General features: G+C 66.7%; 22 protein-coding genes. 8 read left to right on the plus strand and 14 right to left on the minus strand.

The features are described 5' to 3' along the window. Nucleotides 1-59 precede the first annotated feature (59 nt). Nucleotides 60-1,415: a TAXI family TRAP transporter solute-binding subunit gene (locus ACQR13_RS02000; RefSeq protein WP_316173441.1), complete on the minus strand. Its 1,356-nt coding sequence runs from the start codon at nt 1,413-1,415 to the stop codon at nt 60-62. A gap of 362 nt (nt 1,416-1,777) precedes the next feature. On the opposite strand from ACQR13_RS02000, the gene ACQR13_RS02005 reads away from it, so the two are divergent. Further along, nucleotides 1,778-2,080: a 4a-hydroxytetrahydrobiopterin dehydratase gene (locus tag ACQR13_RS02005; RefSeq protein ID WP_434862536.1), complete on the plus strand. Its 303-nt coding sequence runs from the start codon at nt 1,778-1,780 to the stop codon at nt 2,078-2,080. A gap of 105 nt (nt 2,081-2,185) precedes the next feature. After that, the gene (locus ACQR13_RS02010; RefSeq protein WP_315716752.1) at nt 2,186-2,587 is read left to right on the plus strand and encodes a YkvA family protein; all 402 of its coding nucleotides are present in this window, start codon (nt 2,186-2,188) and stop codon (nt 2,585-2,587) included. Nucleotides 2,588-2,706: 119 nt separating this feature from the next. Here ACQR13_RS02010 and ACQR13_RS02015 read toward each other — a convergent pair whose 3' ends face one another. The 3 genes from ACQR13_RS02015 to ACQR13_RS02025 all read right to left on the minus strand — a co-directional run bounded on the left by ACQR13_RS02015 (nt 2,707) and on the right by ACQR13_RS02025 (nt 6,537). Next, on the minus strand, nt 2,707-3,882 hold the full coding sequence (locus ACQR13_RS02015; protein WP_315716753.1) for a TAXI family TRAP transporter solute-binding subunit: 1,176 nt from the start codon (nt 3,880-3,882) through the stop codon (nt 2,707-2,709). Between the two features lie 149 nt (nt 3,883-4,031). Continuing rightward, nucleotides 4,032-5,042, minus strand: a complete 1,011-nt coding sequence (locus tag ACQR13_RS02020; protein WP_315716754.1) for a hypothetical protein — start codon at nt 5,040-5,042, stop codon at nt 4,032-4,034. Between the two features lie 520 nt (nt 5,043-5,562). Then, entirely contained in the window at nt 5,563-6,537 is a 975-nt protein-coding gene (locus tag ACQR13_RS02025; protein WP_434862537.1) for an NADPH:quinone oxidoreductase family protein, read from the minus strand. A gap of 262 nt (nt 6,538-6,799) precedes the next feature. Between ACQR13_RS02025 and ACQR13_RS02030 the strand changes: the two genes are divergently transcribed. The 5 genes from ACQR13_RS02030 to argG all read left to right on the plus strand — a co-directional run bounded on the left by ACQR13_RS02030 (nt 6,800) and on the right by argG (nt 11,657). Beyond that, a complete protein-coding gene (locus tag ACQR13_RS02030) occupies nt 6,800-7,411 on the plus strand; it encodes an invasion associated locus B family protein (protein WP_316173443.1) in 612 nt (203 codons plus the stop codon). Between the two features lie 115 nt (nt 7,412-7,526). Next, nucleotides 7,527-8,738, plus strand: coding sequence for a 23S rRNA (adenine(2503)-C(2))-methyltransferase RlmN (rlmN, locus tag ACQR13_RS02035; RefSeq protein WP_315750541.1), 1,212 nt, complete (start codon nt 7,527-7,529; stop codon nt 8,736-8,738). A gap of 157 nt (nt 8,739-8,895) precedes the next feature. Then, nucleotides 8,896-9,381, plus strand: coding sequence for a hypothetical protein (locus ACQR13_RS02040; protein ID WP_315750540.1), 486 nt, complete (start codon nt 8,896-8,898; stop codon nt 9,379-9,381). 46 nt (nt 9,382-9,427) lie between these two features. Continuing rightward, entirely contained in the window at nt 9,428-10,207 is a 780-nt protein-coding gene (locus ACQR13_RS02045; protein ID WP_315716759.1) for a phosphatase PAP2 family protein, read from the plus strand. Nucleotides 10,208-10,319: 112 nt separating this feature from the next. Then, nucleotides 10,320-11,657, plus strand: a complete 1,338-nt coding sequence (argG, locus tag ACQR13_RS02050) for an argininosuccinate synthase (RefSeq protein ID WP_316169991.1) — start codon at nt 10,320-10,322, stop codon at nt 11,655-11,657. 242 nt (nt 11,658-11,899) lie between these two features. On the opposite strand, the gene ACQR13_RS02055 is transcribed toward argG, so the two are convergent. The 10 genes from ACQR13_RS02055 to sdhC form a co-directional block, all read right to left on the minus strand. Beyond that, nucleotides 11,900-14,113 (minus strand): OmpA family protein, encoded by a 2,214-nt coding sequence (locus ACQR13_RS02055; RefSeq protein ID WP_316169992.1) that lies wholly within the window; start codon nt 14,111-14,113, stop codon nt 11,900-11,902. A 244-nt stretch (nt 14,114-14,357) separates the two neighbouring features. Then, complete coding sequence (locus tag ACQR13_RS02060) at nt 14,358-14,576, minus strand: hypothetical protein (RefSeq protein WP_316169993.1); 219 nt, start codon at nt 14,574-14,576, stop codon at nt 14,358-14,360. Further along, complete coding sequence (locus tag ACQR13_RS02065; protein WP_434862538.1) at nt 14,576-15,061, minus strand: pyridoxamine 5'-phosphate oxidase family protein; 486 nt, start codon at nt 15,059-15,061, stop codon at nt 14,576-14,578. The genes ACQR13_RS02060 and ACQR13_RS02065 overlap by 1 nt, the downstream gene beginning before the upstream one ends. Before the next feature lie 82 nt (nt 15,062-15,143). Next, complete coding sequence (locus tag ACQR13_RS02070; RefSeq protein WP_315750535.1) at nt 15,144-15,971, minus strand: FkbM family methyltransferase; 828 nt, start codon at nt 15,969-15,971, stop codon at nt 15,144-15,146. A 118-nt stretch (nt 15,972-16,089) separates the two neighbouring features. Next, the gene (locus tag ACQR13_RS02075) at nt 16,090-18,045 is read right to left on the minus strand and encodes an ABC transporter ATP-binding protein/permease (RefSeq protein ID WP_315750534.1); all 1,956 of its coding nucleotides are present in this window, start codon (nt 18,043-18,045) and stop codon (nt 16,090-16,092) included. A gap of 64 nt (nt 18,046-18,109) precedes the next feature. Continuing rightward, nucleotides 18,110-20,260 carry a hybrid sensor histidine kinase/response regulator gene (locus ACQR13_RS02080; RefSeq protein ID WP_315825705.1) on the minus strand — a complete coding sequence of 717 codons (2,151 nt, stop codon included), beginning with the start codon at nt 20,258-20,260 and terminating at the stop codon, nt 18,110-18,112. Between the two features lie 121 nt (nt 20,261-20,381). Next, nucleotides 20,382-21,164 carry a succinate dehydrogenase iron-sulfur subunit gene (locus ACQR13_RS02085; RefSeq protein WP_315716769.1) on the minus strand — a complete coding sequence of 261 codons (783 nt, stop codon included), beginning with the start codon at nt 21,162-21,164 and terminating at the stop codon, nt 20,382-20,384. A 48-nt stretch (nt 21,165-21,212) separates the two neighbouring features. Then, nucleotides 21,213-23,051, minus strand: coding sequence for a succinate dehydrogenase flavoprotein subunit (gene sdhA, locus ACQR13_RS02090; RefSeq protein WP_315750532.1), 1,839 nt, complete (start codon nt 23,049-23,051; stop codon nt 21,213-21,215). A 3-nt stretch (nt 23,052-23,054) separates the two neighbouring features. Then, entirely contained in the window at nt 23,055-23,429 is a 375-nt protein-coding gene (gene sdhD / locus ACQR13_RS02095; RefSeq protein WP_315716954.1) for a succinate dehydrogenase, hydrophobic membrane anchor protein, read from the minus strand. A gap of 20 nt (nt 23,430-23,449) precedes the next feature. Then, nucleotides 23,450-23,848, minus strand: a complete 399-nt coding sequence (gene sdhC, locus ACQR13_RS02100) for a succinate dehydrogenase, cytochrome b556 subunit (RefSeq protein WP_315716771.1) — start codon at nt 23,846-23,848, stop codon at nt 23,450-23,452. A 555-nt stretch (nt 23,849-24,403) separates the two neighbouring features. Between sdhC and ACQR13_RS02105 the strand changes: the two genes are divergently transcribed. Next, nucleotides 24,404-24,661, plus strand: coding sequence for a hypothetical protein (locus tag ACQR13_RS02105; RefSeq protein ID WP_315758639.1), 258 nt, complete (start codon nt 24,404-24,406; stop codon nt 24,659-24,661). Nucleotides 24,662-24,665: the final 4 nt, after the last annotated feature.

The raw sequence follows: 24,665 nt of genomic DNA on the forward strand, positions 1-24,665 counted from the left end.
AATTACAATCGCGCCGTGGACAGCGCGTGACACGGCCGCAGGGCAAGCGTGGTCCGACCTCAGGTGCCGGCGGCACGCAACTGCGCGCCGGTTCGCTGCAGATTGGCGGGCATGCTCATCAGGATGAGCTTGCGATCGGCCACCGCGTTGTGGAACTGCTCGAGCGCGATGTTGAACGCGGTCAACGCCCCGTGCTCGATTGCACCGTCCTCGAAGCAGGTCAGCGTGTTGCGCAGGATCTCGTCGGCCTCGCTCTGCAGCTGGTCGAGCTCCTCGGTCGAATCGCTCTTGCGCGCGATCGTGATCATCTCCAGCAGACGATCGCGCAGCGAGGTGTTGATGGTGCGTTCGTCGCGCTTGAGATAGCCGGCGAACCAGGCACCGGCCGAACCCATCGCCGAAAGCGCCATCAGGCCCCACCAGATGTAGTCGCTGTAGCGGTCGAGGAATGTCTTCTCCTCGCCGTTGATGAACGCCGCCGCGCCGGGATGCGCCGGAATCGCGGCGTCCTTGTCGGTGTCGGGGGTCTCGATCTTGGCAGCCAGCGGGAACTCCGACAGCAATTGCTGGCGCACCGAAAACAGCTGATGGGTGAACGCGGACACGGTCGAATCCGACAGGCCTTTGCGCGCCACGATGTGGTGGTTGAAGCTGATGGTCTTCACCTCGTCCTCGGGACGATCGGGCGAGCCGCCAAACGCGCCGGCGGGAATTTCGGTCGATTCATATTCGGGGTGGTTCTGCGCGATCGCTTCGGCCGAATCGATCGCCAGGAAGGTCGGCGTGCCGCCGTCCTTGGTGGCAGCGGCGATCGCATCCGCCGTGATCTTGCTATTGATCGGTCCGGCCGCAAGATAGACGTCCGCCCGCTGGTTGCGCACGGCTTCGGCGGCCTCGGTGATCGGGACTTGGACGATCTCGACCTTGCCGGCGTCGACGCCGTACTGATGCAGGATCACCTTCAGCAAATTGGCGTTCGCCGGGGTCCGACCGATGATGCCGACCTTGTGGCCCGCGAGCTGGGAGATCTTGGTAATCTTGGCGCCCTTGCGACCCTTGCCCTTGCCGCCCGGAGGCACCCAGAGCACGGCGACGTTCTTGCGCAGCGTCGCCACGGCCTGCGCGTTCTTTGGGACCTCGAGGTCACCCCGGACGATCGCGAGATCAACCTTGCCTGCGGCCAGCGCCTGCGCGCTCTGTGCGGCGCCCTCGGTCGGAACCGGCCGCAGCCTGACGGAGGCGTGCGACTGGGAAAAGGCCTGGGTCAGGGCCTGGACGACCTTCAGGTCGTCGCTGTTGGGCGGACCGACCGCGATCTTGAGCACCACGGGACGCATCGCGAAATAGTAGGCACCCGTCAAAGCGCCGACGACCGCGAGGATCCCGGCGATGACGATGAACACGGCAGGGCGCATCCGTGAGCGCTGCGCTGGCGTGGTCTGAGTATCTACCAGATCCCGTCCTCCGGTGGTCCAGGCCCGGGCGATGCCACAGGCGGCTTCGTCTGGCCACGTCGTCCTTCAATAGAGCCGAACTGTAGCAAATTTCTTGTCCGCCCGGAGTGACATCTGCGTCATGGTTACCATCGCACCAGTCGCCGGAGGATCGGGGCAGTTCCAAGCGCCTCCGGCATCGCGCCTGTGACAAGGCTCTGATCGGGATGCGTTTTCGGTTAGTCTTGGCAACCGGACACCGGCGCGATCCAGCCGGAGGTAGCCCCGCAGTCGCCCGGATGCTGCCACGCGTCCGGTCGATTGCACCACGAGAGGAGATCGAGATGCCGCAACCATTGTCGTCGGAGGCACGCGCCACCGCCTTGCGGGAGCTTCCCGGCTGGTCCGAGGCGCAGGGCCGTGAGGCCATCGCCCGCACGTTCACATTCACAGACTTCAACGAAGCCTTCGGCTTCATGACCCGCGTCGCCCTGGTCGCTGAAAAGGCTGACCATCATCCCGAGTGGCGCAACGTCTACCGCACCGTCGAGGTGGTCCTCACGACCCATGACGCAGGCGGCGTGACCATGCGCGACATCGCGCTCGCCAAGGCGATGAATGCGATCGCCGCGACGATGCGCGGCTGAGATCTTGGCGACGACGGCACGCGCCTTGCGGCCGGCGTCGCCATCACCACATCCGAGGGCGAGGACCGCACCCCCAGCGCCGTCTGGAACCGGAGATCGGACATCATGTCGGATGCGACCGACTACAGCGTTGGCTTCGAGCCCGCGGAGCGGCTGGCCCGGGATCGCGAGACCCTTCGCCGTCGTTTCTGGATCAAGTTCAAGAAGGTTGTCGCGCGGCTGCCATTCGCCGAGGAGCTGCTTGCAGCGTATTACTGCGCCTTCGACAAGGAGACACCCCGGCACGTACAGGTCGCCCTGCTCGGCGCCATCGCCTACTTCGTCGTGCCGTTCGACTTCATGCCTGACGTGTTGCCCATCCTCGGCTTCACCGACGACGCGGCGGTGCTCGCCACCGCCATCCGCATGGTCGCTTCGCACATCACGCCCGACCATCATGCGGCAGCCCGCGCCGTACTCGCGCGGCTGGCGGCAGACAAGAACGCTGACGGCGAGAATATCGGCTGACGGCGGCTCCGGCCGGCAAGCCGGGCGCCCGCAGTCAGCGCATCGGAAGGGCACAACAGCAAAAAGCCCCGCATCCGCGGGGCTTTTCTCCTGATGGGACTTCGTCGAACGCTACGAGCTCAGCGCTGGCCGCGCGCCTGGGCGCGGGCGCTGCCGGTCTTCTCGGCCTCCCAGGCCTGGTACTGCTTGAACAGCGCCTCGCGGTCGGCCTCGCTCGGCATCGCCCTGCCGGCGCTGCTCTGCTTCAGGAAGTCATCGAAGCGGTCGCGCTGTGCGCCTTCCATGGCGTGGCTCTCCAGCCATTTGCTGGCGGACGGCAGCCGCTGCCAGCCGGCGAGCGGCGCCGAAAGCGAAACCTCCTTCCACTTCGGATGGAACGGCGGATTCTGGAATGCCGGGAATTTGGTGAAGAAGGCGTCGACGAAGGTCGCGAGCTTGCGATAGCGGTCGGTGTTCGGCGCCCAATTATAGGCGGCGAGCACGGCCGGCACCGCGATCGTGTCGACCTTCTCGCCCTCGGCGATCAGGTTCGGGTAGTCCTTCGCCGTCAGGGTCGCCGGCAGATAGTCGGTCTGCAGCGGTCGATCGTAGTCGACGTTGACGAGATGGAAGCGGCCGTCGTTCACGAAGGTCGAGACCGACTTGTAGGGCTTGCCGCCGACCACGATGACGGCATCGAGCTCGCCGCGCTTCAGCTTCTCCATCGCGATGCGCTGCTCGATGTAGGCGAAGTTGGCGCGCAGGCCAAGCCGCTCGAACACCGTCAGCGCCGTGACGAAGGTGCCGCCATTCGGCAGGTCGACGCTGACCCGGCGGCCCTCGAGGTCACGCAGGTTGCGCACCGCGCGCGGCGCGATCACCTGCATCTCTTCATTGTAGAGCTTGGTGACGTAGGTGAACTGCCGCTTGATGTCCTTGGCGAAACCCTTGCGCTCGAGGTAGTCGAGCGTATCGGCGCGGACGACGCCGAGATCGACGCCCTGCAGGAACAGGATGTCGGCCACGCTCTGCACCGAGCCGCGGCCGACGATCGGCAGGACGCGCAGATTGTTGCCGTCGTCGAGCAGCGAGGCCAGATCGGCGCCGAACTGCACATAGGTGCCGCCAATGGTGCCGGTGATGAGCGTCACCGTGTTGGCGTTCAGCGCCTGCTTGGTCTGCACCGAGCCGAACTGGAAGATCGCCTTGAGGCTGTCGCTCACCTTGGCGGGGTCGAACTCGCCTTCCTCGGCGTGGGCAGCGAAACCGCACGCAATCATCATTGCGGCCAGGGCCGCTCCAACAAGACGTCGCATCTGTCCCCCTTGATCTAAGGCTGGCACATGTTTGCGAGCCGGAACGCGGGCAGCACCAGGTCTCGCCTGGCATCGCCCATGAACAGACTCGAAAATCACGCGTGAAACAAAAAAATGAAACGAGGCGGCATCGCTGCCGTCACGAGCGTTCAGTTCTGCAGTTGATCGAGCCTGCGCTGCGCTTCAGCCGAGCCGAGCTGGGCGGCGCGGCGGTACCAGTTGCGAGCCGCAGCCGGATCGGCATTGATGTTGCGGATGTCCTTCGTCCCCAGCACGTGGGGATCGTAGGTCTGGGCAAGCATCAGCGCCGCGGCCGGTTCTTGCGCCTCGGCCGCGCGCTCCAGCAGCAGTCGGGCCGGCGGGATGTCGCCCGCGGCCAGCAGGCTCTTGGCGCGTTTCATGATGCCCGCGAGTTCGTCGGGATCGAGCCGGCGGACCTGCGCGGGCGGCGGAGCGGCGGTCACGGCGCCGAGGCCGGGTGCGACGATTGCCGATCCGGCGCCCGGCGAATTGATCGAGGATGGCTCCATCGCGCTCGGGGCCGGCGCGGACGGTGCCGTGGCGAAGCTCGGTGGTGCTGCAACCGGCGCGGGCTGCGTCACACTGCGATTCTGCAGCGCTGTCTGGTAGGCGTTGGCGATGTCGTCACGCGTCGGGGCCACGGCTGCCGTCTGCACCGGCGCCGCCGCAGCCGGCGGCTCGGCGGGCGGCAGTCGCGCCGGCTCGTTCAGCTGCATGTCGCGCGCGGTGAGCTGCGTGTTGGTGGCCTGCGGCGGGGCCGTCGGGTCCGGCGTGGCGCCGATGATGGAAGCCTTGGCACTGGCGATCAGGTCGCGCGTCGCATCCGAGGTGACAAGCGCGAAGAGCACCGCGACGCCGGCCGCAGCCACCACGGCGAGAAGAATCCGGGACGAGACCGAGACGCGGCGGGTCCGCTCCGGCCACTGGTCCTCGAAATGCGTGCTGTCGATCTGGTTGCCGCTCTCATACTCAGAGAGGAACATCGGCATCGATTCGTCGTTTGGATAGTTATCCTGGGTCGACCGGCCGAAACGATAGCTCGGTGGGCGCTCCTGAGGGAGTTCGTCGGGGAAAGGCCTGAAGTCAGGCTCCGAAGGAGTTCTGTTGTTGAAACGCCCGCGCGTCGTCCGCTCAGCCATGGCCTTCATCCCCATCTCAACTTCACGCAACATACTTTTGGTCCCAAGCCCGTCAGAAGCTCGAGACACGTCACGATTGCCAGAGGCACCCCACTGCCGACAACTAATTGACTAATTGAATCCGACTAAAAGTGGACGAGAGCCGGCATGATTCTGGAAACATTTTGATCTGATTGTGGCAACGCACGTGCGACATCGCACGGCACCAAATCCAGAAACGTCGTGATAACAACGGCAAAGCCTCAAATTAACCACGCCACAATGTGGCGCGGTTGCGTTAACCAAGAAACGCTCGTTTTCGGATTTTCTGCTTCCGGTTGCGAATCCGTGGCGCCGGCGCGGCAGCCCGCCGAACAAATTTGCGACCGCCGCGCAGCGCGCGGATGTCACAGCGACGCCGGGCCGGCTCGAGCATTCCATCGGCACAACAGCCGGGGCTCTGCTCGGTTTGGTTGCACGGATCAGGGCGAGGCTATCCCGGGGAGTACAGCCCCCCGGGGGCCTTCATTGCGCGACGTCCTCAGGGGTGCAGGATCACCTTGCCCATCGCCTGGCGGCCGGCCAGCACCTTCAAGGCATCGGCGGTCTGAGCCAGCGGGAAGGTGCGGTCGACATGCGACGACAGCTTGCCCTCCGCGGTCCACTGCACGAGCTTTTCGAGGTTGGCGCGGTTCTTGGCGGGGTTGAGTCGGGTCCAGGCGCCCCAGAACACGCCGCGGATATCACAGCCCTTCAGCAGCGCGAGGTTCAGCGGCATCTTCGGGATGTCGCCGGCCGCGAAGCCAATCACCAGGAACCGGCCCTCCCACGCGATGGAACGCAGCGCCGCCTCGGCGTAGGCGCCTCCGACGGGATCGAAGATGATGTCGGCACCCTTGCCGTCGGTGAGCCGCCGCAGTCCCTCCTTGAGATCCTCCTTGGCGTAGTTCAACGTCAGCGTCGCGCCGTGCTGCCTGGCAAATTCGAGCTTCTCGTCCGAAGAGGCGCAGGCGACGACCTTCAACCCCATCAGCTTGCCCAGCTCGCAAGCCGCCAGGCCGGTGCCGCCGGCGGCGCCAAGCACGGCCAGCGTCTCGCCCGGTTTCGGACTGGCACGATCCTCCAGCGCATGCAGCGCAGTGCCGTAGATGATGATGATGCCGGCGGCGCGATCGAAATCGAGATTGTCCGGAATCTTGACGATCGACGCGGCCGGCAGCGCGATCTTTTCGCGCGCGCCGTTGTGGCCGCAGGAGGCGACGACACGGTCGCCGACCTTCAGTTCGGTGACACCATCGCCAACGCTCTCGATGACACCCGCGACCTCCGCACCCGGCGAGAACGGGAACGGCGGCTTGATCTGGTACTTGCCTTGGATCATCAGGATGTCGAAGAAGTTCAGCGCCGCCGCCTTGATCGCAATCACGGCCTCGCCGGGACCGGCCACCGGATCTGGCACCTCGGTGAGGACGAGATCGTCGGGCTGACAGAATTGCGAGCAGAGAATGGCTTTCATGGGCGCTCCTTGGTCGTTGCCGCCGGATCGAGGTCCGGCTTTGGGAACGTCATGCCGGATTTGCCGCCGCGCCACAATCATCATCAGGCCGCGGCAGCTGCGCAGCGCCGGGCCAGGGACGCGGAGCGCCGGACAATCCGGCTCTGCGGCCTTTGCAAGCGGTGCATTTAGCCGCTATCCATCGCGACCACGGTCAGCGATTCCGGGCCATTATCCAGTCACAATATTGGTGGAACGAAGTCGCGGGGGAACTCAACGTATCATGTTGTTCGGGCGATTGTTGACAACGCTGGTCGGCGGCGTGCTGCTGTTCGGAGCTCCGAGCCTCGTAGCGGCACAGAGCGCCGCGCCAAAGGCCGCAGCTCCGCATCCGAAGGCCGCACCGAAATCGGAATCGAAGCCGGCCGTTCCCAACATCGGCGGCGCGGAACCGACGCTGATCGGACAGTTCGGCGGCTGGGGCGCCTATACCGCGATGCCCGGCGGCAAGAAGGTCTGCTTCGCGCTGGCCAAGCCGACATCCTCCAAGACCAATCCGCCCAACCGTCCGCGCGATCCCGCCTATGCCTTCGTGTCGACCCGGCCCTCCGAGAAGGTCTTCAACGAGGTCTCGATCATGATCGGCTATGCGCTGAAGCCGGGATCCGACGCCACGGTGGAGGTCGGCGGAGCCTCCTATGCCATGTATACCCAGGGCGACGGACTTTGGATCAAGAACGCCGCCGAGGAAGAGCGGATGGTCGATGCCATGCGCAAGGCGCCCGAGGCCGTGGTCAAGGGCGTCTCGGCCAAGGGCACGGAGACCACCGACGTGTTCTCACTGAAGGGCCTCGCCCAGGCGCTCGACCGCATCGGGCAGGATTGCCGCCGGTAGACGGCGGCCGCTGGTACCGCTCGTCAGACGGGTCGCATTTGCCGGCCGGATCGTTATATAAACCCGCTGAACGCCTTCGGCCGCCGCGGCCGGGCAGCACTTTGGGCCCATCGACATGGCAACGACTGCCGGGCTGCGCGACTCCTCTGCGCCCCTCGAAAAGACTCCGCTCGAAACCTACGTCCCGCCGGCGAAGCCCTCGCTGATCGGCCTGTCACGCGCGGAGCTGGCAGCAAGGCTCGGCCAGGTCGGAGTGCCAGAGCGCCAGCAGAAGATGCGGGTGCAGCAGTTGTGGCACTGGATCTATTTCCGGGGCGCCAGGTCGTTCGACGAGATGACATCGGTATCGAAGGACACACGCACCGCGCTGGCCGAACATTTCACGGTCGACCGTCCCGAGGTCGTGGCCGAGCAGATCTCCAACGACGGCACCCGCAAATGGCTGCTGCGGCTGCCGAGCGGCGACAATCTGCAGAAGGCCCACGAGGTCGAGTGCGTCTACATCCCCGAGACCGATCGCGGCACGCTCTGCGTCTCCTCCCAGGTCGGCTGCACGCTCAACTGTTCGTTCTGCCACACCGGCACGCAGCGGCTGGTGCGCAACCTGACGGCCGGCGAGATCGTCGGCCAGGTCATGGTGGCGCGCGACCGGCTGAACGACTGGGCCGACCGCGAGACCCCGCTCGGCAACCGGCTCATCACCAACATCGTCATGATGGGAATGGGCGAGCCGCTGTACAATTTCGACGCGGTGCGCGACGCGCTGCTGATCGTCTCCGACAATGAGGGCATCGGCATCTCCCGCCGCCGCATCACGCTGTCGACCTCCGGCGTGGTGCCGAACATCAAGCGCGCCGGCGAGGAGATCGGCGTGATGCTGGCGATCTCACTGCACGCCGTGCGCGACGAACTGCGCAACGAGCTGGTGCCGCTCAACCGCAAATATCCGATTGCCGAGCTGCTGCAGGCCTGCCGCGACTATCCCGGCGCATCCAACGCGCGCCGCATCACCTTCGAATATGTGATGCTCAAGGGCGTCAATGATTCGCTCGACGACGCCCGGCTGCTGGTCAAGCTGCTGAAGGGCATTCCGGCCAAGATCAACCTGATCCCGTTCAATCCCTGGCCCGGCTCGGCGTATGAGTGCTCGGACTGGGAGCAGATCGAGAAGTTTTCGGAGTACGTCTTCAACGCCGGCTATTCGTCGCCGGTGCGCACGCCGCGCGGCCGCGACATCCTCGCCGCCTGCGGCCAGTTGAAGTCGGAGACGGAGAAGCTGTCCGCGCGGGAGCGTCAGGCACTGCGCGCGATGGCGATGACGGATTGATGATTGATCGCGCCTGCACATCCGAACGAGATCGTCATGCCCGGGCTTGACCCGGGCAGCCAGCAATTCATCGACTGAGTGATGGATGGCCGGCTCAAGCCGGGCCATGACGAGCGAAGAAAGCGGAGCGTCGCTTGGGTAACACGGGTCTAAAGCCATGGCGCTGATCGGCCGTCTCGTCGTGATCGCGTTCGCGTTTCTTGCCGCGTGCTTCCTCGCGGGGCTGATCGTGGTGACCGCAGTCCTGTTTCCGGAGTTCTCCGATCTCGGCAACGGCCCGATCGATCAGGGTGCGTTCGAGGTCATCATCGGCTTCGGCTTCATCTTCGTGTCGGGCTTCGCGCTGATCCCGGCGCTGCTGATCGCACTGATCACCGAGGCTTTCTCGATCCGCAGCGTGCTCGCCTACGCGATCGGCGGCGGCGTGGTCGGCGCAGCCTGCTATCTCGGCCTGGTCCCGTTCGATCCCGAGACCTTCCGGTTCGAGGGCATCGTGCGTCGCCATCTCGAGATCCTGACCGGGGCCGGCATCGTCGGCGGACTGGTCTATTGGCTGATTGCCGGCCGCAACGCCGGCCGCTGGCGCGAGCCGTCGCCGCGCCTGCCGCCACCGCCGCCATTGCCGTCGGGATCGCCACGTTGAGCCGCCGGCCTTTCCATCGCCATCCGCTTTCGCTAAACCGCGCGCCATGAACCGGACCGGCCTCTTCATCGCATTGTCGCTCGCGCTCGTCATCGGCGTGCTGTTCGGCGTCTTTCCCGAGCTCGACCTCAAGCTGGCCGCGCTGTTCTACGATCCGCGCACGCACAGCTTCCCCGTGAAGCTCGACGGCTATGCTGCGTTCGCGCGCGATGCCGCGATGTGGGTCGCCTGGGGCATCGCGCTGCCGTCCATCGTTGCGCTCGTCGTGAAGCTCGTCCGTCCCGACCGGCCGCTGCTGGTGAAGGGCCGCACCGTGGCGTTCCTGCTGCTGACCTTATCGCTCTCGGCCGGCGTGCTCACCAACTTCACCTTCAAATCCTATTGGGGCCGGCCGCGCCCGGTTGTGGTGGCCGAGTTCGGCGGCGACATGCAGTTCGTGCCGTGGTGGGATCCGCGCGGCGGCTGCGGCCGCAACTGCTCGTTCTTCTCCGGAGAGGGAGCCACCGCATTCTGGACCCTGGCGCCGGCCGCGCTGACGCCGCCCGCGATCCGGCCCGTCGCCTACGGCGCCGCCGTCCTGTTCGGCATCGCCACCTCGGTGTTGCGGATGGCGTTTGGCGGACATTTCTTCACCGACATCGCCGCGGCCGGCCTCGTCACCTTCATCGTGATCTGGCTGCTGCACGGCTACATCTACCGCTGGCCGTCCACCCGCCTCACCGACGCCGGCATCGACGCCGCCCTGACCCGCTTCGCCTGGCCGGGCTTCCGCCTGATGCGCCGGCTGTTCGGCCGCCGTACCGCGGATACCAGCCCCGCGGCCTGAGCGCGGGCCGGTCGCCCTCAGTCGCCATTAAAGGCGTGCCCAGCAACGCAAAATCTGTTATTCGCGCCCGAATTTCTGAACGGCGCAGCCACAAACACGGTTGGACTCTCCCATGACCACGATCCTGAAAAGCCTGCCCAAGGGCGAGAAGGTCGGCATCGCCTTTTCCGGCGGTCTCGACACCAGCGCCGCGCTGCTCTGGATGAAGCAGAAGGGCGCGCGTTGCTTTGCCTACACGGCAAATCTCGGGCAACCCGACGAGTCCGACTACGACGAGATCCCGCGCAAGGCGGTGAGCTTCGGGGCCGAGAAGGCGCGCCTCGTGGATTGCCGCACTCAGCTGGTGCATGAGGGCATCGCCGCGATTCAGTCGGGCGCCTTCCACATCTCGACCGGCGGCATCACCTATTTCAACACCACCCCGCTCGGCCGCGCCGTCACCGGCACCATGCTGGTCGCCGCGATGAAGGAGGATGGCGTCAACATCTGGGGCGACGGCTCGACCTACAAGGGCAACGACATCGAGCGCTTCTACCGCTACGGCCTGCTGACCAATCCGAGCCTCAAGATCTACAAGCCCTGGCTCGACCAGCAGTTCATCGACGAGCTCGGCGGCCGCGCCGAGATGTCGGCCTTCCTCACGGCCAACGGCTTCGACTACAAGATGAGCGCCGAGAAGGCGTATTCGACCGACAGCAATCTGCTCGGCGCCACCCACGAGGCCAAGGATCTCGAGAGCCTGAGCAGCGGCATCCGCATCGTCAATCCGATCATGGGCGTGCCGTTCTGGCGCGAGGATTGCGTGGTGAAGCCGGAGACGGTCGTGGTCCGCTTCGAGGAGGGTCAGCCGGTCGCGCTGAACGGCCAGAGCTTCAGCGATCCCGTGGCGCTGTTCCTGGAGGCGAACGCGATCGGCGGCCGTCATGGTCTCGGCATGAGCGACCAGATCGAGAACCGCATCATCGAAGCCAAGAGCCGCGGCATCTACGAGGCGCCGGGCATGGCGCTGCTGCACATCGCCTATGAGCGGCTCGTCACTGGCATCCACAACGAGGATACGATCGAGCAGTACCGCATCAGCGGCATGCGCCTCGGTCGCCTGCTCTATCAGGGCCGGTGGTTCGATTCGCAGGCGCTGATGCTGCGCGAGACCGCGCAGCGCTGGGTGGCGCGCGCCGTCACCGGTGAGGTGACCCTGGAGCTGCGCCGCGGCAACGACTACTCGATCCTCAACACCGAGAGCCCCAATCTGACCTACCAGCCGGAGCGGCTGAGCATGGAGAAGGTCGAGGACGCCGCGTTCACGCCTGCCGACCGCATCGGCCAGCTGACGATGCGCAATCTCGACATCACCGACACCCGCTCCAAGCTGAAGCTCTATTCGGACACGGGGCTGCTGTCGGGCGCGGACGGCGCTCAGATCTTCCAGCTCGGCCACGACAAGGGCTGAGTTGGAGCTGTCGAGCGCAATCCGCGCCGTCGCCACTGCTGTCGTCCCTGCGAACGCAGGGACCCATATCCACCGACTGACACGGTGAGAGCCGGCTGCGGCTCCAGCCATCGCAAAACTGGATCCTGTGAGTATGGGTCCCCGCGTTCGCGGGGACGACACCGAACAGGACGGAACGGATTGCCGCTTACAAAAATGGCCGGGATCGCTCCCGGCCATTTTCATTGTCGCTCAGTCGCGTCTCACCGGGGCGGCGCGACGCCCGGAGGTGGCGGCGGCAGGGCGGCCTGGCCGCCATTGAGCAGCGGCGTGATGCGGCGGACCGTGACGCGGCGGTTGATGCGGCTCGGCCCCTGCGTCTGCTCCTTCAGGTACTGCGCGCCGTAACCCTGCGAGGTCAGGTTCTCGGCCGGCACGCCGAACTGCTGCGTGAGCAAGGTGGCGGCCGACTCGGCGCGGCGATCCGAGAGCGACAGATTGTCGGTGTCGTTGCCGACCGCGTCGGTGTGGCCCTCGATCAGGAAGACCTCGCGCGGGTTGCGCTGGATCGCCTGGTTGAGGCCGTCGGCGATGACCTGCAGCTTCGCCACCTGGTCGGGACTGATCTCCCACGATCCGGTCTCGAAGGTAATCGTGTTGAGATCGATCGACGGCATCAGCTGTCGCACCGATGGGGAGTAGCGGACCTCGTCGAGCGAGTAGCGGCGCTGGACGCGCTCCACCGGCGGCGCGATCAGCGTGTCGTAGATGACATCCGGCTCGGCCTCATCCGCGTCGACGATGTAGCGGTTGTAGGGGATGCGGATCTCCGGCGGCGGCAGGTCGACGTAGAAGCCGCCGACCGCCTGGGGATCGCGGTAGGTGTTGTCGATGATGATGATCTCGCGGCCACCGATGTCGCGGCGGATGCGGCGCAGCAGCCGGCCGTCCGGCGCGGTGATCGTGACGATCTGGCTACCGTCGGGACGGATCACCACCGTGCGCGTCTCTCCCCGCTCCTGCTGGACGCGGATGTCCCGCGCGCCGTAGCGGAAGCGCTCAAGCTCGTCATGACGCACGAACTCCTGACCGCTCGGATCGCGCACGATGACGCGGCCCGGCTCGTAGATCAGCGTGCGACCGCCCTCCTGGACCTCGCGGCGCTGGCCGCGGAAATCGTCCAGCCGCTGCGGCCCCGCCAACGGCGCGCCGGGCGCGATCGGCGTGAGCTGCTGTGCCGTCGGCGGCGGCGGCGCCGGGATGGGCGCAGTGACCTGCGGCGGCGGCCGATTGGACATGGCCGGAGGGCCGGCTGGCGGCACAGCGCCAGGACCGGCCTGCGGCGCGCCGGCGGGTCCCGGACCCGGTCCGGCAGCACCAGGACCTGCCGCCGGAGGCGGACCACCCGGGGCTCCTGGGGGCGTCCCCGGACGTCCGCCGGGCGGGCTCCCGGCTGCGGGCGGCGTGCCTTGCTGCGACGGCGTCTGGGTGGCCGGAGGCGCGGGTGGCGCCGGCGGAGTTCCCGGAGCAGGCGCGACGGTTCCGGCCGGCGGCGTCGGCGCGCCGCGTGGCGGGGGTGCTCCCTGGGGAGCACCAGGCGGCGGGGCGCCGGCACCTGGCTGTGTCGGCGGCCGCTGCCCGGGGCCAACCGGAGGAGTCGGAGCCGGCGTCGGCTGCGGAGACGGCGCCGCGGACGGAGCCGGCGAGTGCGCAGGCGGCGACGCGTTCCCGGCCGCTGGCGACGAAGGCGGGGGTGTCACGGCTGACGGCGGCGTTCCCGGCCGCAGGTTCGGTGCCGGACTCGGCGGAGGTGGCGGGGCGGGCGTGGCCACGGGCGGCGTGGGCGGCGTTGGACGCGCGGGAGCAGCCGTCGGCGGGGGCGCAGGCGGAGTCGCAGGACGTGCCGGCTCACGCGGCGGCCCCGGCGGAGGCGCTGGAGGCGGCGGCGTATGCACCGGCGGAGCCGCAACAGGTGGCGCAGGACGCGCCGGCGGAGGTGCAGGCGGCTCAGCCCGTGGAGGCGGCGGTGCCGAATGTGGCGGCTCAGCCCGCGGCGGCGGTGGGGGCGGCGGCGGAGCAGCCGGACGTGGTGGCTCGGCCCGTGGCGGAGGGGGCGGTGGGGGCGCCGGACGCGGCGGCTCGGCCCGCGGCGGAGCAGGCGGTGGTGGAGGGGGTGCGGGACGCGGGGCCGCTGCCGGTGGCGGCGCGGGCGGTGGAGGCGCTGGGCGTGGAGCAGCGGCCGGCGGCGGCGCGGGAGGCGGCGGAGGCGCAGCCTGATGCGGTGGCGGCGCGCCTGGGCCAGGTCGCTGCGGCTGCCCCTGCGGCTGCTGTTTCGGCCGGCCGTCTGGACCGACTTCGCCGCCGCCCGGGCCTTGGGCGACGATCATCGGCGCCCCCTGCGCATGGGAGCCGGAGCTCATTAGTTGCATCGCCGACAGCGCAGTCGTCGCCAGCAGCAGGACGCGAAGTTTGCTCATGTGTCTTGTTTTCCCGGAACGATCTTTTTCAAGCACGGAGAGATCAACAAGTATGCGTTAGGCCGGATTGTGGCGCAGTTCAAATCCGCAGGGGGATTTATTTCGACGCGAAGCCACCCCCGCAGGGCCGCCATTCAGGTTTCATTCAGCCTTGATTTTCAAGGGCTTGGCGCAGCCGCAGGGCTGCGGGACCGGCCCGCGACCAAGCCCCTGGCAGGCGATCATCATGACCGTCCAATCGCGGTCAATCCGTGGCCGGATTCGGTGTGGTCGGACCGAGCGGCCCCCGGCCGGGGATTTCGTCCGGCGTCTGCCCCGGCAGCTCGCGCGGCGGCTCCGGCGCATCGGGTTCGTAGACCGGCGGCGGAATGTCGGGCTGCGGATTGCCGACAGGATCCTCCGGTGGCGGTTCGACCGGGCGGCCCGGCGTCGCCGGTGGAATCTCTGGCGGTTCGATCGGCATCACATCGCGACCTTTCGATTGTCGCCGAGAACGGGACGCGTGCCTGTCACCGCGGCCGCCGCCATCTTGACGTAGCTCACGACCGTGCCGGGGGAATCCCAGAATTCGGCGTCGTCGGGCGTGATCTTCAAGAGGCGGATGTTCGGATCCTCGGCGCTGTCCCACCAGGCCTTGGCCGGCGTTGAGAACAGCTCCCGGATCTTGCCGCGATCGTTGGAAATGGCCGCCGTACCCGTGAGCGACACGTACTTCTGGTTGCCGGCGTCCGCGAACGACAGATTGACCTGCGGCGATCGCGCGATCTCCTCGTCCTTGTGATGCCGCGCGTCAGTGAGAAAATAGATCATGTTCTCGCCGCGCGCGAGATACGCGCTCATCGGCCGTGCCCGCAGCCTGTCACCGTCGCGGGTGACCAGCATCGCAAAGCCGATCTTCTTCATCAGGTCCCAAACGCGGTCCTGGTCGCGCGCGTCGTCATTGCTCATGGTCGGCTCCCTCAATGTCAGGGGCGACAACGCCGCGTGGGGCGCCGATGTTCCGGACGCGCCCGGGGAAAGCGAACGCCATTCAGCCGCGCAGCAGCAGCGTATTGCTGCGCGTGCGGCCGCTCTCACGGTAACCGCGACCGAGCATGTCGGCGAGACAATCGTTCTGCCATTCGTCGCGCGACAGGTGTTCGATGACGACGGCACGCGGCCATAACGCGGCAGGCGCGTCACGGAAGAAGCCGGTCAGCACGCGGTCCTCAAAACCTTCCACGTCGATCTTCAGCGCATCAACCCTGGTCGCTCCGGCCTGTGCGAGAATGGTCTGCAGCCGCAACGACGGCACCTTGAACGCTTCCGCTCCGGCCTCGCCGGTCACGATGTGACTGGCGCCGAGATTGTCCCCATCGGTCTCGATCATCACCTCGCCATCGCTCTCACCCGCTGCCACCGCGAGCAGCCTGACCTGGGGCAGCGCGGACGCAGCACGGTTGAAGCTCAGCCGCGCATGCGTGACCGGATGCGGCTCCACTGCGATCACGAGGCCATCAGGCCCGACGTGACGGGCAAGCGGCAAGGCGAACGTTCCGACATTGGCGCCGACATCCACCACCACGCCGCCCGGCGGAACGTGGCTGCGCAGGAAATCCAGCTCCTCGCGATTGTAGTCGGGATTGAACAGTGCACCGCGCTCGGTCGCACTGACCTGATGGTAGAAGCGGAAATTGGCGCCCTGATAGCCGACGTCGACAGGGCCTGCTCCGAGCATGTTGACGACACGCGTCAACATCGGCCGGAACGCGCCGCGCTTCAGCCCGGAGCCGTGCGCCATGCGGATCACCAGCGCCTGGGCGGCATTCGGAGCGAAGGCACCAAAGGGGGGCGGAGAAGGATCGTTGTCGGGCGTCAAGGTCGCGTCCTGGGCTGAGGGCGACGTGTGATAGCTGGTTTCGCCGCGATCTCCAATGCAGGCGGCGTGGCCGCATTGTGTCGTCTCCAGGACCGCGCTGAGGCAACGCCCGAGCCGTTCAGGCCGCCTTGCGCTGACGCAGGAAGCGGCCGATGAGGCGGCGCTTCCCCTTGCGCGGAATGAGATCGATGTCGCTGACGAGCTTGGCGCCGCCCTTGCGCCGTTCGAGCACGATCTTGCGGCTGTGGAAGGCCTCGAGCTCCGCCCGATGCGCCACGCTGACGATGGTCGCCTTCGGCAGCTCGCTCGTCACCATCTCCATCATCTTGTCCTGGCTCTTCTCGTCGAGCGCGGAGGTGGCTTCATCGAGCACGACGATGTCGGGGCTGTGGAGCAGCAGGCGCGCGAAGGCGAGACGCTGCTTCTCGCCGCCGGAGAGCGTCTGATCCCAGGGCGCGTCCTCCTCGATCTTGTCCTTGAGATGGTCGAGACCGACCTTGTGCAGGGCTTCGCCGACCTGCGCCACGCTCCAATCCTCGGCAGCCCCGGGATAGGCGACGGCCCGGCGCAGGGTGCCCGATGGCACGTAGGGTCGCTGCGGCAGCATGAACAGCTTGCGGTCGGGGTGGAAGTTGATGCTGCCGCCGCCCCACGGCCACAGCCCGGCGATGGCGCGCACGAGCGTGCTCTTGCCGGTGCCGGATTCGCCCGCGACGAGCAGGCGCTCGCCGGGATCGACCACGACCTCGGTCTCGCCGACCACCGCGGTGCCGTCGTCGAGCGTCACCTGCAGATCATTCAGACTGAGCATCGCGTCGCCGGTGGTCTCGCCGCGCTTGATGCGGCCGATGCCGTCGCCTCTCTCGGCACGTTCCAGCGCATCGAGCGACATCATCAGCGAGGCGATGCGGCGGGCACAGGCATTCCAATCCGCGAGCCGCGGATAGTTGTCGACCAGCCAGCCGAACGCGGTCTGCACGATCGTGAACGCGCTCGCCGCCTGCATCACCTGCCCGAGCGTCATGCTGCCGTCGAGGAATTTCGGCGCGCACAGCAGCAGCGGCACGACAGGGGCGATGAGGCTGGAGCCCTGCGACACCAGGGTGGTGCGCATGTGCTGGCCGGCGAGCCGCGCCCATTGCTGCAGCACGTTACCGAACGTCCGGTCGATGCCGGCGCGCTCTTCGGTCTCGCCGCCGAGCAGGGCGATGCTCTCGCCGTTTTCGCGGACGCGGGTCAGGGTGTAGCGGAAATCGGCCTCGGCCTGGTTCTTGTCCTCGGAGACCTGCACGAAGCGGCGGCCGATCGTCATGATCGAGCCCGAGGCGATGGCGGCGTAGGCGATCGCGGCAATGACCAGAAAACCGGGAATGGTGATCTCAGTGGCGCCGAGATGCAGCGTCAGCGCGCCGCCGATGGTCCAGAGCACGACGATGAAGGTCGCAGCCGACAGCAGCGCCGAGGTCACGCCGGCGATGAAGTCGACCGGCGAATCGGTCGCGATGCGCAGGTCCTCGGCGATCCGGTATTCCGGATTCTTGTGGTCGCCGCTGACGAGATTGAGCTGATAGTAGCGCCCGCTGGCCAGCCAGCGGGTGACGACGCTGTTGGTCAGCCAGGCGCGCCAGCGCCGCTGGATCGACATGCGCGCATAGACCTGGGCGACCCCGAGTATGACGCTGCCGATCGCGAGCGGGAAGAAGATCGCGGTGAGATGAAAGACCGTCGCCGAATCGCGTTTCTCGATCGCATCGAAGATCGACCGATTCCAGACGTTGATGCCGTACTGAAATCCGACAGTCGCAACGATCAGGAACAGCAGCCCGATCGTGAATGCCCACGCCAGACGGTCGCCGCTCTGGCCCCAATAACCGCGGGCGCTGATCCAGAACCGCGTCAGCAGATAGCGCTTGCGCAGCTGCTCTGCCTCTTCGGGCGACAGCTCCGGATCAGGCTCCACCAGTTCGGGCGGCGGCGGCTCAACCTGGGCGCCATTCTCGGCCGCGATCTCGATGATCGGCGCCTTCTCGGGCGCCTGTGCCGGCGGCCGCGCGGTGTCCTGAACCTGTCCCATCGCGCGATAACAGCAGTGCGAACAGAAGGTTCCCGGCTTGGTTCCCGCGCGATGCGCGCCGGTTTCAGGGCACCTGCGTGTTCGGCGCCATTGGTGGGGCGCGATACAGCGGCACCGGAACGACCTTGTTCAGCACGCGCGACAATTCCTCGATCGAATAGGGTTTGCGCAGCAGCTCGAAGCCATGCGTGCCCTGCTGCGCCAGCACATGGCTGTAGCCACTCGCGAGCACGACCGGCACGTTGAGCTCGAGCCGCCTGATTTCCTCGGCAAGTTCCAGCCCAGTCATGCCGGGCATCACGACATCGGTGAAGACGACGTCGAACCGGCTGGTGCCGCTGATCAGCTCCTCCAGCGCGTCTCTGGCGTTGTCGACCAGCGTGGTCCGATAGCCGAGCTCGGCCAGCGCTTCGGTCGCCGACCTGCCGACGTCGATGTTGTCCTCGACCACCAGCACCGACATGCCTCGACCGTCGATCGGCTCCGCATGGCTGCCGTCCTCGCCGCGCTGCACCTGGGCTGGAGCGACGCGCGGCAGATAGAGCGTGAACGTCGCGCCGCGGCCCGGCTGGCTCATGACCCCGATTTCGCCGCCGGACTGCTTGGCGAAGCCGAAGACCTGCGAGAGACCGAGGCCGGTGCCCTGGCCGATGGTCTTGGTCGTGAAGAACGGCTCGAAGATGCGTCCGAAATGCTCCGACGGGATGCCGACGCCGGTGTCCTGGACGGTGATGGCGACATAGCCCAGCGGCGGACGGTCGTGCGGCGCCGCCGGCGTCGGCAGCGCCGCTGCAGGGGCGACGGTGATGCTGAGACGTCCCTGGCCGGCCATCGCATCGCGGGCATTGACGGCCAGGTTGATCAGTGCCGTCTCGAACTGGCCAGCGTCGGAATTGACGTAGCACGGCTCGTCGGGAACGGAGACCGCGACCTCGACGCGTGACCCGACCAGGGTCTTGGTCATGTCGCGCAGGGTGACGACGCTGCGGCAGATGTCGAAGACCTCCGGCTTCAGCGTCTGGCGACGGGCGAACGCGAGGAGCTGCGACGTGAGCTTCGATGCGCGCGCTACCGTATCCGAGATCGCGTCGATATAGCGCTGCCGCCGTTCATCAGCCAGATTCGGCCGGCGCAACAGGTCGGCTGAGGCCCGGATCACGGTCAGCAGATTGTTGAAGTCGTGCGCGACGCCGCCGGTCAATTGTCCGAGCGCCTCCATGCGCTGACCGTGCTTGAGCGCATCCTCGGCCTCGAGGCGGCGGGCGGCCTCGACATGCAGGCGCTCGGTCCGCCGCTGGGCAAGGGCCAGGAAGACGATGAGCAGCGCGGTTGCCGGGATGCCGAAGATGAGATGCCGGCCGATCGTGCCGAGCCAGCGGTTGCGGATGGTCGACGTCGCAAGCCCTGCCGAGACGTAGACGGGATAGCCGCCGAGCCGCTGATACCCGACGAGACGCTCGACGCCATCGACCGGCGAGATCTCGGTGACGAGCTGCTCCGTATCTGCGGCCCGGGCGGCGATGTCGCTGGGCCCCGCAGCCGCGCTTCGCCCGCCGGCCGGGAAGCGCGCCAGAACGAGACCATCGAAGCGGCGCAGCGCGAAGTAGCTGCCGGGCGCCCGGCCGATCCGGGCATAGAAGTGCTCGAAATAATCCGGAAGCACCGAGGCCTGGATGATACCGGTGAAGCTGCCGTCGTCGCTCTGGCGGCGGCGGCTGATGCTGAAGAACGGCGCGCCTTGATAGGGCGGCCGCGGCGTCAACTGCGCGCCGATGAAGGTGCCGATGCTGTCCTTGACGTGGGCGCTGAAGTAGTCGCGGTCGAGGAACGTCATGTCCGGCGCCGGATAGATCATGCTGTTGACCAGCGGCCGGCCATTGGCGTCGAACACCCAGGCGGACTTCATCTGCGGCAGCGCGTCCGACAATTGTCGCAACCGGGCATGCAGCACCTGCTCGCGCGCCTTGATGTCGGCATCCGACAGATCGCGGACGACCTCGTCGATCTCCGAGAGGCTGCGCTCGATCGTCTCGAACACCTTCAGCGCGTGCTCGTGGACGATTTCGAGCGAGCGGCGGATCTCGCGATCGGCCTCCTCATACGTCGTGCCGTGGGATACGTAGGCCGTGATCACGAACAGCGCGACGGGAAGCGCGAGGGACGCGACCATCATCCAGCGCAGCATCGTCATCGATTTGCGTTGTGCGGTCTGCACGGTCGCTCCGGCTTCAAAGGGCCACGAGCTTAACGCAATCGACGGCAGCTACAAACTAGCCGCGCCCGAAACTTGCACCGGTATCGGGCGCGGAAGGTGAGATCGAAAGCCGCCCGTCAGGCTAGATCTGCCGCTCGACCAGCTTGAACTTGAGTTCCGCGATCGCCTCGGCGGGGTTGAGCCCCTTCGGGCAGGCCTTGGCGCAGTTCATGATGGTGTGGCAGCGGTACAGCCGGAACGGGTCCTCGAGATTGTCGAGCCGCTCGCCGGTGGCTTCGTCCCGGCTGTCCTTGACCCAGCGCGTCGCCTGCAGCAGAGCGGCGGGTCCGAGATAGCGCTCGCTGTTCCACCAGTAGCTCGGGCACGAGGTCGAGCAGCAGGCGCACAGGATGCACTCGTAAAGGCCGTCGAGCTTCTCGCGATCCTCGTGGCTCTGCCGCCATTCCTTCTGCGGCGTCGGCGAGGTCGTCTTCAGCCACGGCTCGATCGAGGCGTATTGCGCGTAGAAATTGGTGAGGTCCGGCACCAGGTCCTTCACGACAGGCTGATGCGGCAGCGGATTGATCTTGACCGCGCCGTCCTTCACGTCGTGCATCGACTTGGTGCAGGCCAGCGTGTTCTGGCCGTCGATATTCATCGCGCAGGAGCCGCACACGCCCTCGCGGCAGGAGCGGCGGAAGGTGAGCGACGGATCGATGTGGTTCTTGATCCAGATCAGCCCGTCCAGCACCATCGGGCCGCAATCGTTGACGTCGACGTAGAAGGTATCGACGCTCGGATTCTTGCCGTCGTCCGGATTCCAGCGATAGACCTTGAACTCGCGGACCTCGGTGGCGCCGGCCGGCTTGGGCCAGGTCTTGCCGCCGGTGATCTGAGAATTCTTCGGAAGTGCGAACTCAGCCATTTCGGAAGGCCTTCTTGGGTTTGACGGACGGGCTCAGGTCACACGCGATCAGTACACCCGCGCCTTCGGCGGGATGTACTGCACGTCGTTGGTCATGGTGTAGTTGTGCACCGGGCGGTAATCGATCGTGGTTTTGCCGTCCTTGCTGTCGATCCACGCCAGCGTGTGCTTCATCCAGTCCTTGTCGTCGCGATCCGGGAAGTCCTCGCGCGCATGGGCGCCGCGGCTCTCGGTGCGATTGACGGCCGAGTCCATCGTCACGACTGCCTGCGCGATCAGATTGTCGAACTCGAGCGTCTCGATCAGGTCGGAATTCCACACCAGCGATCGGTCGGACACCGCGATGTCGCCGATGCCGCCATACACCTTGTGGATCAGGTTATGGCCTTCCTGCAGCACCTCGCCGGTGCGGAACACGGCACAGTTGGTCTGCATCACGTTCTGCATGCTCTCGCGCAGCTTCGCGGTCGGCGTGCCGCCGGAGGCGTAGCGATAATGATCGAGCCGGCTCAGCGCCTTGTCGGCGGAGTCCTTCGGCAGGTCCGGCTGCTTCCCGTTCGGCGTCAGCTTCTCGGCCAGCCGCAGCGCCGCCGCGCGGCCGAACACCACGAGGTCGATCAGCGAGTTCGAGCCGAGCCGGTTGGCGCCGTGCACGGACACGCAGGCCGCCTCGCCCACCGCCATCAGGCCGGGGACGATCGCGTTGTCGTCGCCATCCTTCTTGGTCAGCACCTCGGCGTGATAGTTGGTCGGGATGCCGCCCATGTTGTAGTGCACGGTCGGCACGATCGGGATCGGCTCGCGCGTCACGTCGACATTGGCGAAGATCTTGGCCGATTCGGAGATGCCGGGCAGACGCTCGGCCAGCACCTTCGGGTCGAGATGGTCGAGATGCAGGAAGATGTGGTCCTTCTTCCGGCCGACGCCGCGGCCTTCGCGGATCTCGATGGTCATCGCGCGGGAGACGACGTCGCGCGAGGCGAGGTCCTTGGCGGACGGCGCATAGCGCTCCATGAAGCGCTCGCCTTCGGCGTTGACGAGATAGCCGCCTTCGCCGCGCGCGCCTTCGGTTACCAGACAGCCCGAGCCGTAGATGCCAGTCGGGTGGAACTGCACGAACTCCATGTCCTGCAGCGGCAGGCCGGCGCGCAGCGCCATGCCGCCGCCGTCGCCGGTGCAGGTATGCGCCGAGGTGCAGGAGGCATAGGCGCGGCCATAGCCGCCGGTCGCGAGGATGGTGGTCTGGGCGCGGAAGCGGTGCAACGTGCCGTCGTCGAGCTTCAGCGCGATGACGCCACGGCAGACGCCCTGGTCGTCCATGATCAGGTCGATGGCGAAGAACTCGATGAAGAACTCAGCGGCGTGCCGCAGCGACTGGCCATACATCGTGTGCAGCATCGCGTGGCCGGTGCGGTCGGCGGCGGCGCAGGTGCGCTGCGCCTGGCCCTTGCCGTAGTCCAGGGTCATGCCGCCGAACGGCCGCTGGTAGATCTTGCCGTCCTCGGTGCGCGAGAACGGCACGCCCCAATGCTCGAGCTCGTAGACGGCGTCGGGCGCGTTGCGCACCATGTATTCGATCGCGTCCTGATCGCCGAGCCAATCCGACCCCTTGACGGTGTCGTACATGTGCCAGCGCCAGTCGTCCTGGTGCATGTTGCCGAGCGAGGCCGAGATGCCGCCCTGCGCCGCCACCGTATGCGAGCGGGTCGGGAACACCTTGGTGATGCAGGCGGTGCGCAGGCCCGCCTCGCTGCAGCCGACGACGGCGCGCAGGCCCGCGCCACCGGCGCCGACCACGACGACGTCATAGGTGTGGTCCTCGATCGGATAGGCTTTTCCGTTCGTCGCGGGCGCGCCATTCGCGCTGCCATTTGCTCCGCCGGCCATAGGCTAGACTCCAGTGGACAGTTTGATGAGGGCGTAGATCGAGGCGAGCGCCACGGTCACCGCGAAGAAGTTGTTGGCCATGATCGCGACGAGCTTGAGCGGCTCGCTGTGCACGTAGTCCTCGATCACGACCTGCATGCCGATCTTCATGTGCCAGCAGCTCGCGATCACGAACAGCAGCATGATCACCGCAATCGGAATCGAGCCGAGGATCTGCGCCGCGCCGGCCTGGTTGCGGCCGAGCAGCATGATCACGACCACGACGACCGGCACGATCAGCAGGGTCATGGCGACGGCGGTGAGCCGCTGGCGCCAGAAGTCGCCGGTGCCGGAATGCGCTGCGCCGAGGTTGCGGACCCGGCCGAGCGGGGTGCGCATCGATTTCGCGTGTGCGTTGCTCATCGGCCGCCTCCCACTGCGTAAGCCACGATCCACACCAGGACGGTCAAGGTGATGCCGCCGATCAGGGCGCCCCAGGTGAGCGCCTCGCGCTCATTGGCCTTGAAGCCGTAGCCGAGGTCCCAGACGAAGTGGCGGATGCCGGACAGCAGGTGGTGCAGCAGCGCCCAGGTGTAGCCGAACACGATCAGGCGGCCGAGGAAGCTGCCCATGAAGCCCTGGACGTAGGAGTAGGCGCTGGGACCGGACGCGGCGGCGATCAACCACCAGGCCAGCAGCAGCGTCCCGAAATATAATGCAACCCCGGTGGCGCGATGGACGATCGAGAGGATCATCGTCAGCGTCCAGCGGTAGGTTTGCAGATGCGGCGAAAGCGGTCGTTCGATCCTGGCTGTCATTGGTTGCTTTGATGATTTCTTGTGGGCCGTGAACGCGGGGGGCTTGCGGCCGTGTGGATCGGCAGGCGGGCTTTATTTACGGAGAAGGAACAGGTGTTGCAACGGACAAATCGCCCAAATCCGAACAAGGATTCAGTCCTAGGCGACCGATCGCAAAAGGATCAATGGCCGTCGTGGTATACCAGAAACCGATCGCGCCCGGATGCGGCGAACTATTATTCATTCCTAACTCCTCACCAAGGCCACGACCAACGCGGCGAGACTGTCAAATAGCGCCGACTGTCGAGCGTTGATTCACCGCTTAGCTACGGTCCTGAGCAAGCCGGTTTCGCGGCAAGCGCCAGCGCCATCTGATGATTCTGCAAACCTGCCCGGAGCGATTCGCGGAGCAACAACCTGCGTTGCGACCGCCTGCGCTGCAGCAAATCTCCCTCGATCTCCCGCGTTCCTCGCCCACACGGGGCCCCTCCGCCGGTCGATTTTGCCGCATGTCGCCGCCCGGCGAAGCGGCCTAGTCTGAGGCGAGGTGCAACAGACGCGGTGCAGGGAGCCTCGATGCCGCTGCCGACGGTCCGACCGACAACCACCGAACGCCCGGCGGCACTGCCGGCGCGCAAGGTGTCGTCGCACGAGCCCGTCGAGGAGCCCCTGACCTGCGTGCTCGGCTTCACCGCCGCCGGCCTGTTCGCCGCCTGTCTCGCGCTGGCCATCCAGCATGAGATTGCCTCGCTCGCCGTGCTCGAATTCGTGCTGATCTGCGCCGCGCCGCCGCTGGCCGCGCTCGCCGGCCTCGCGATCGGACGACGGCGCTAGGCCG

Source organism: Bradyrhizobium sp. HKCCYLRH3059, assembly GCF_051168035.1.
Lineage (GTDB): Bacteria > Pseudomonadota > Alphaproteobacteria > Rhizobiales > Xanthobacteraceae > Bradyrhizobium.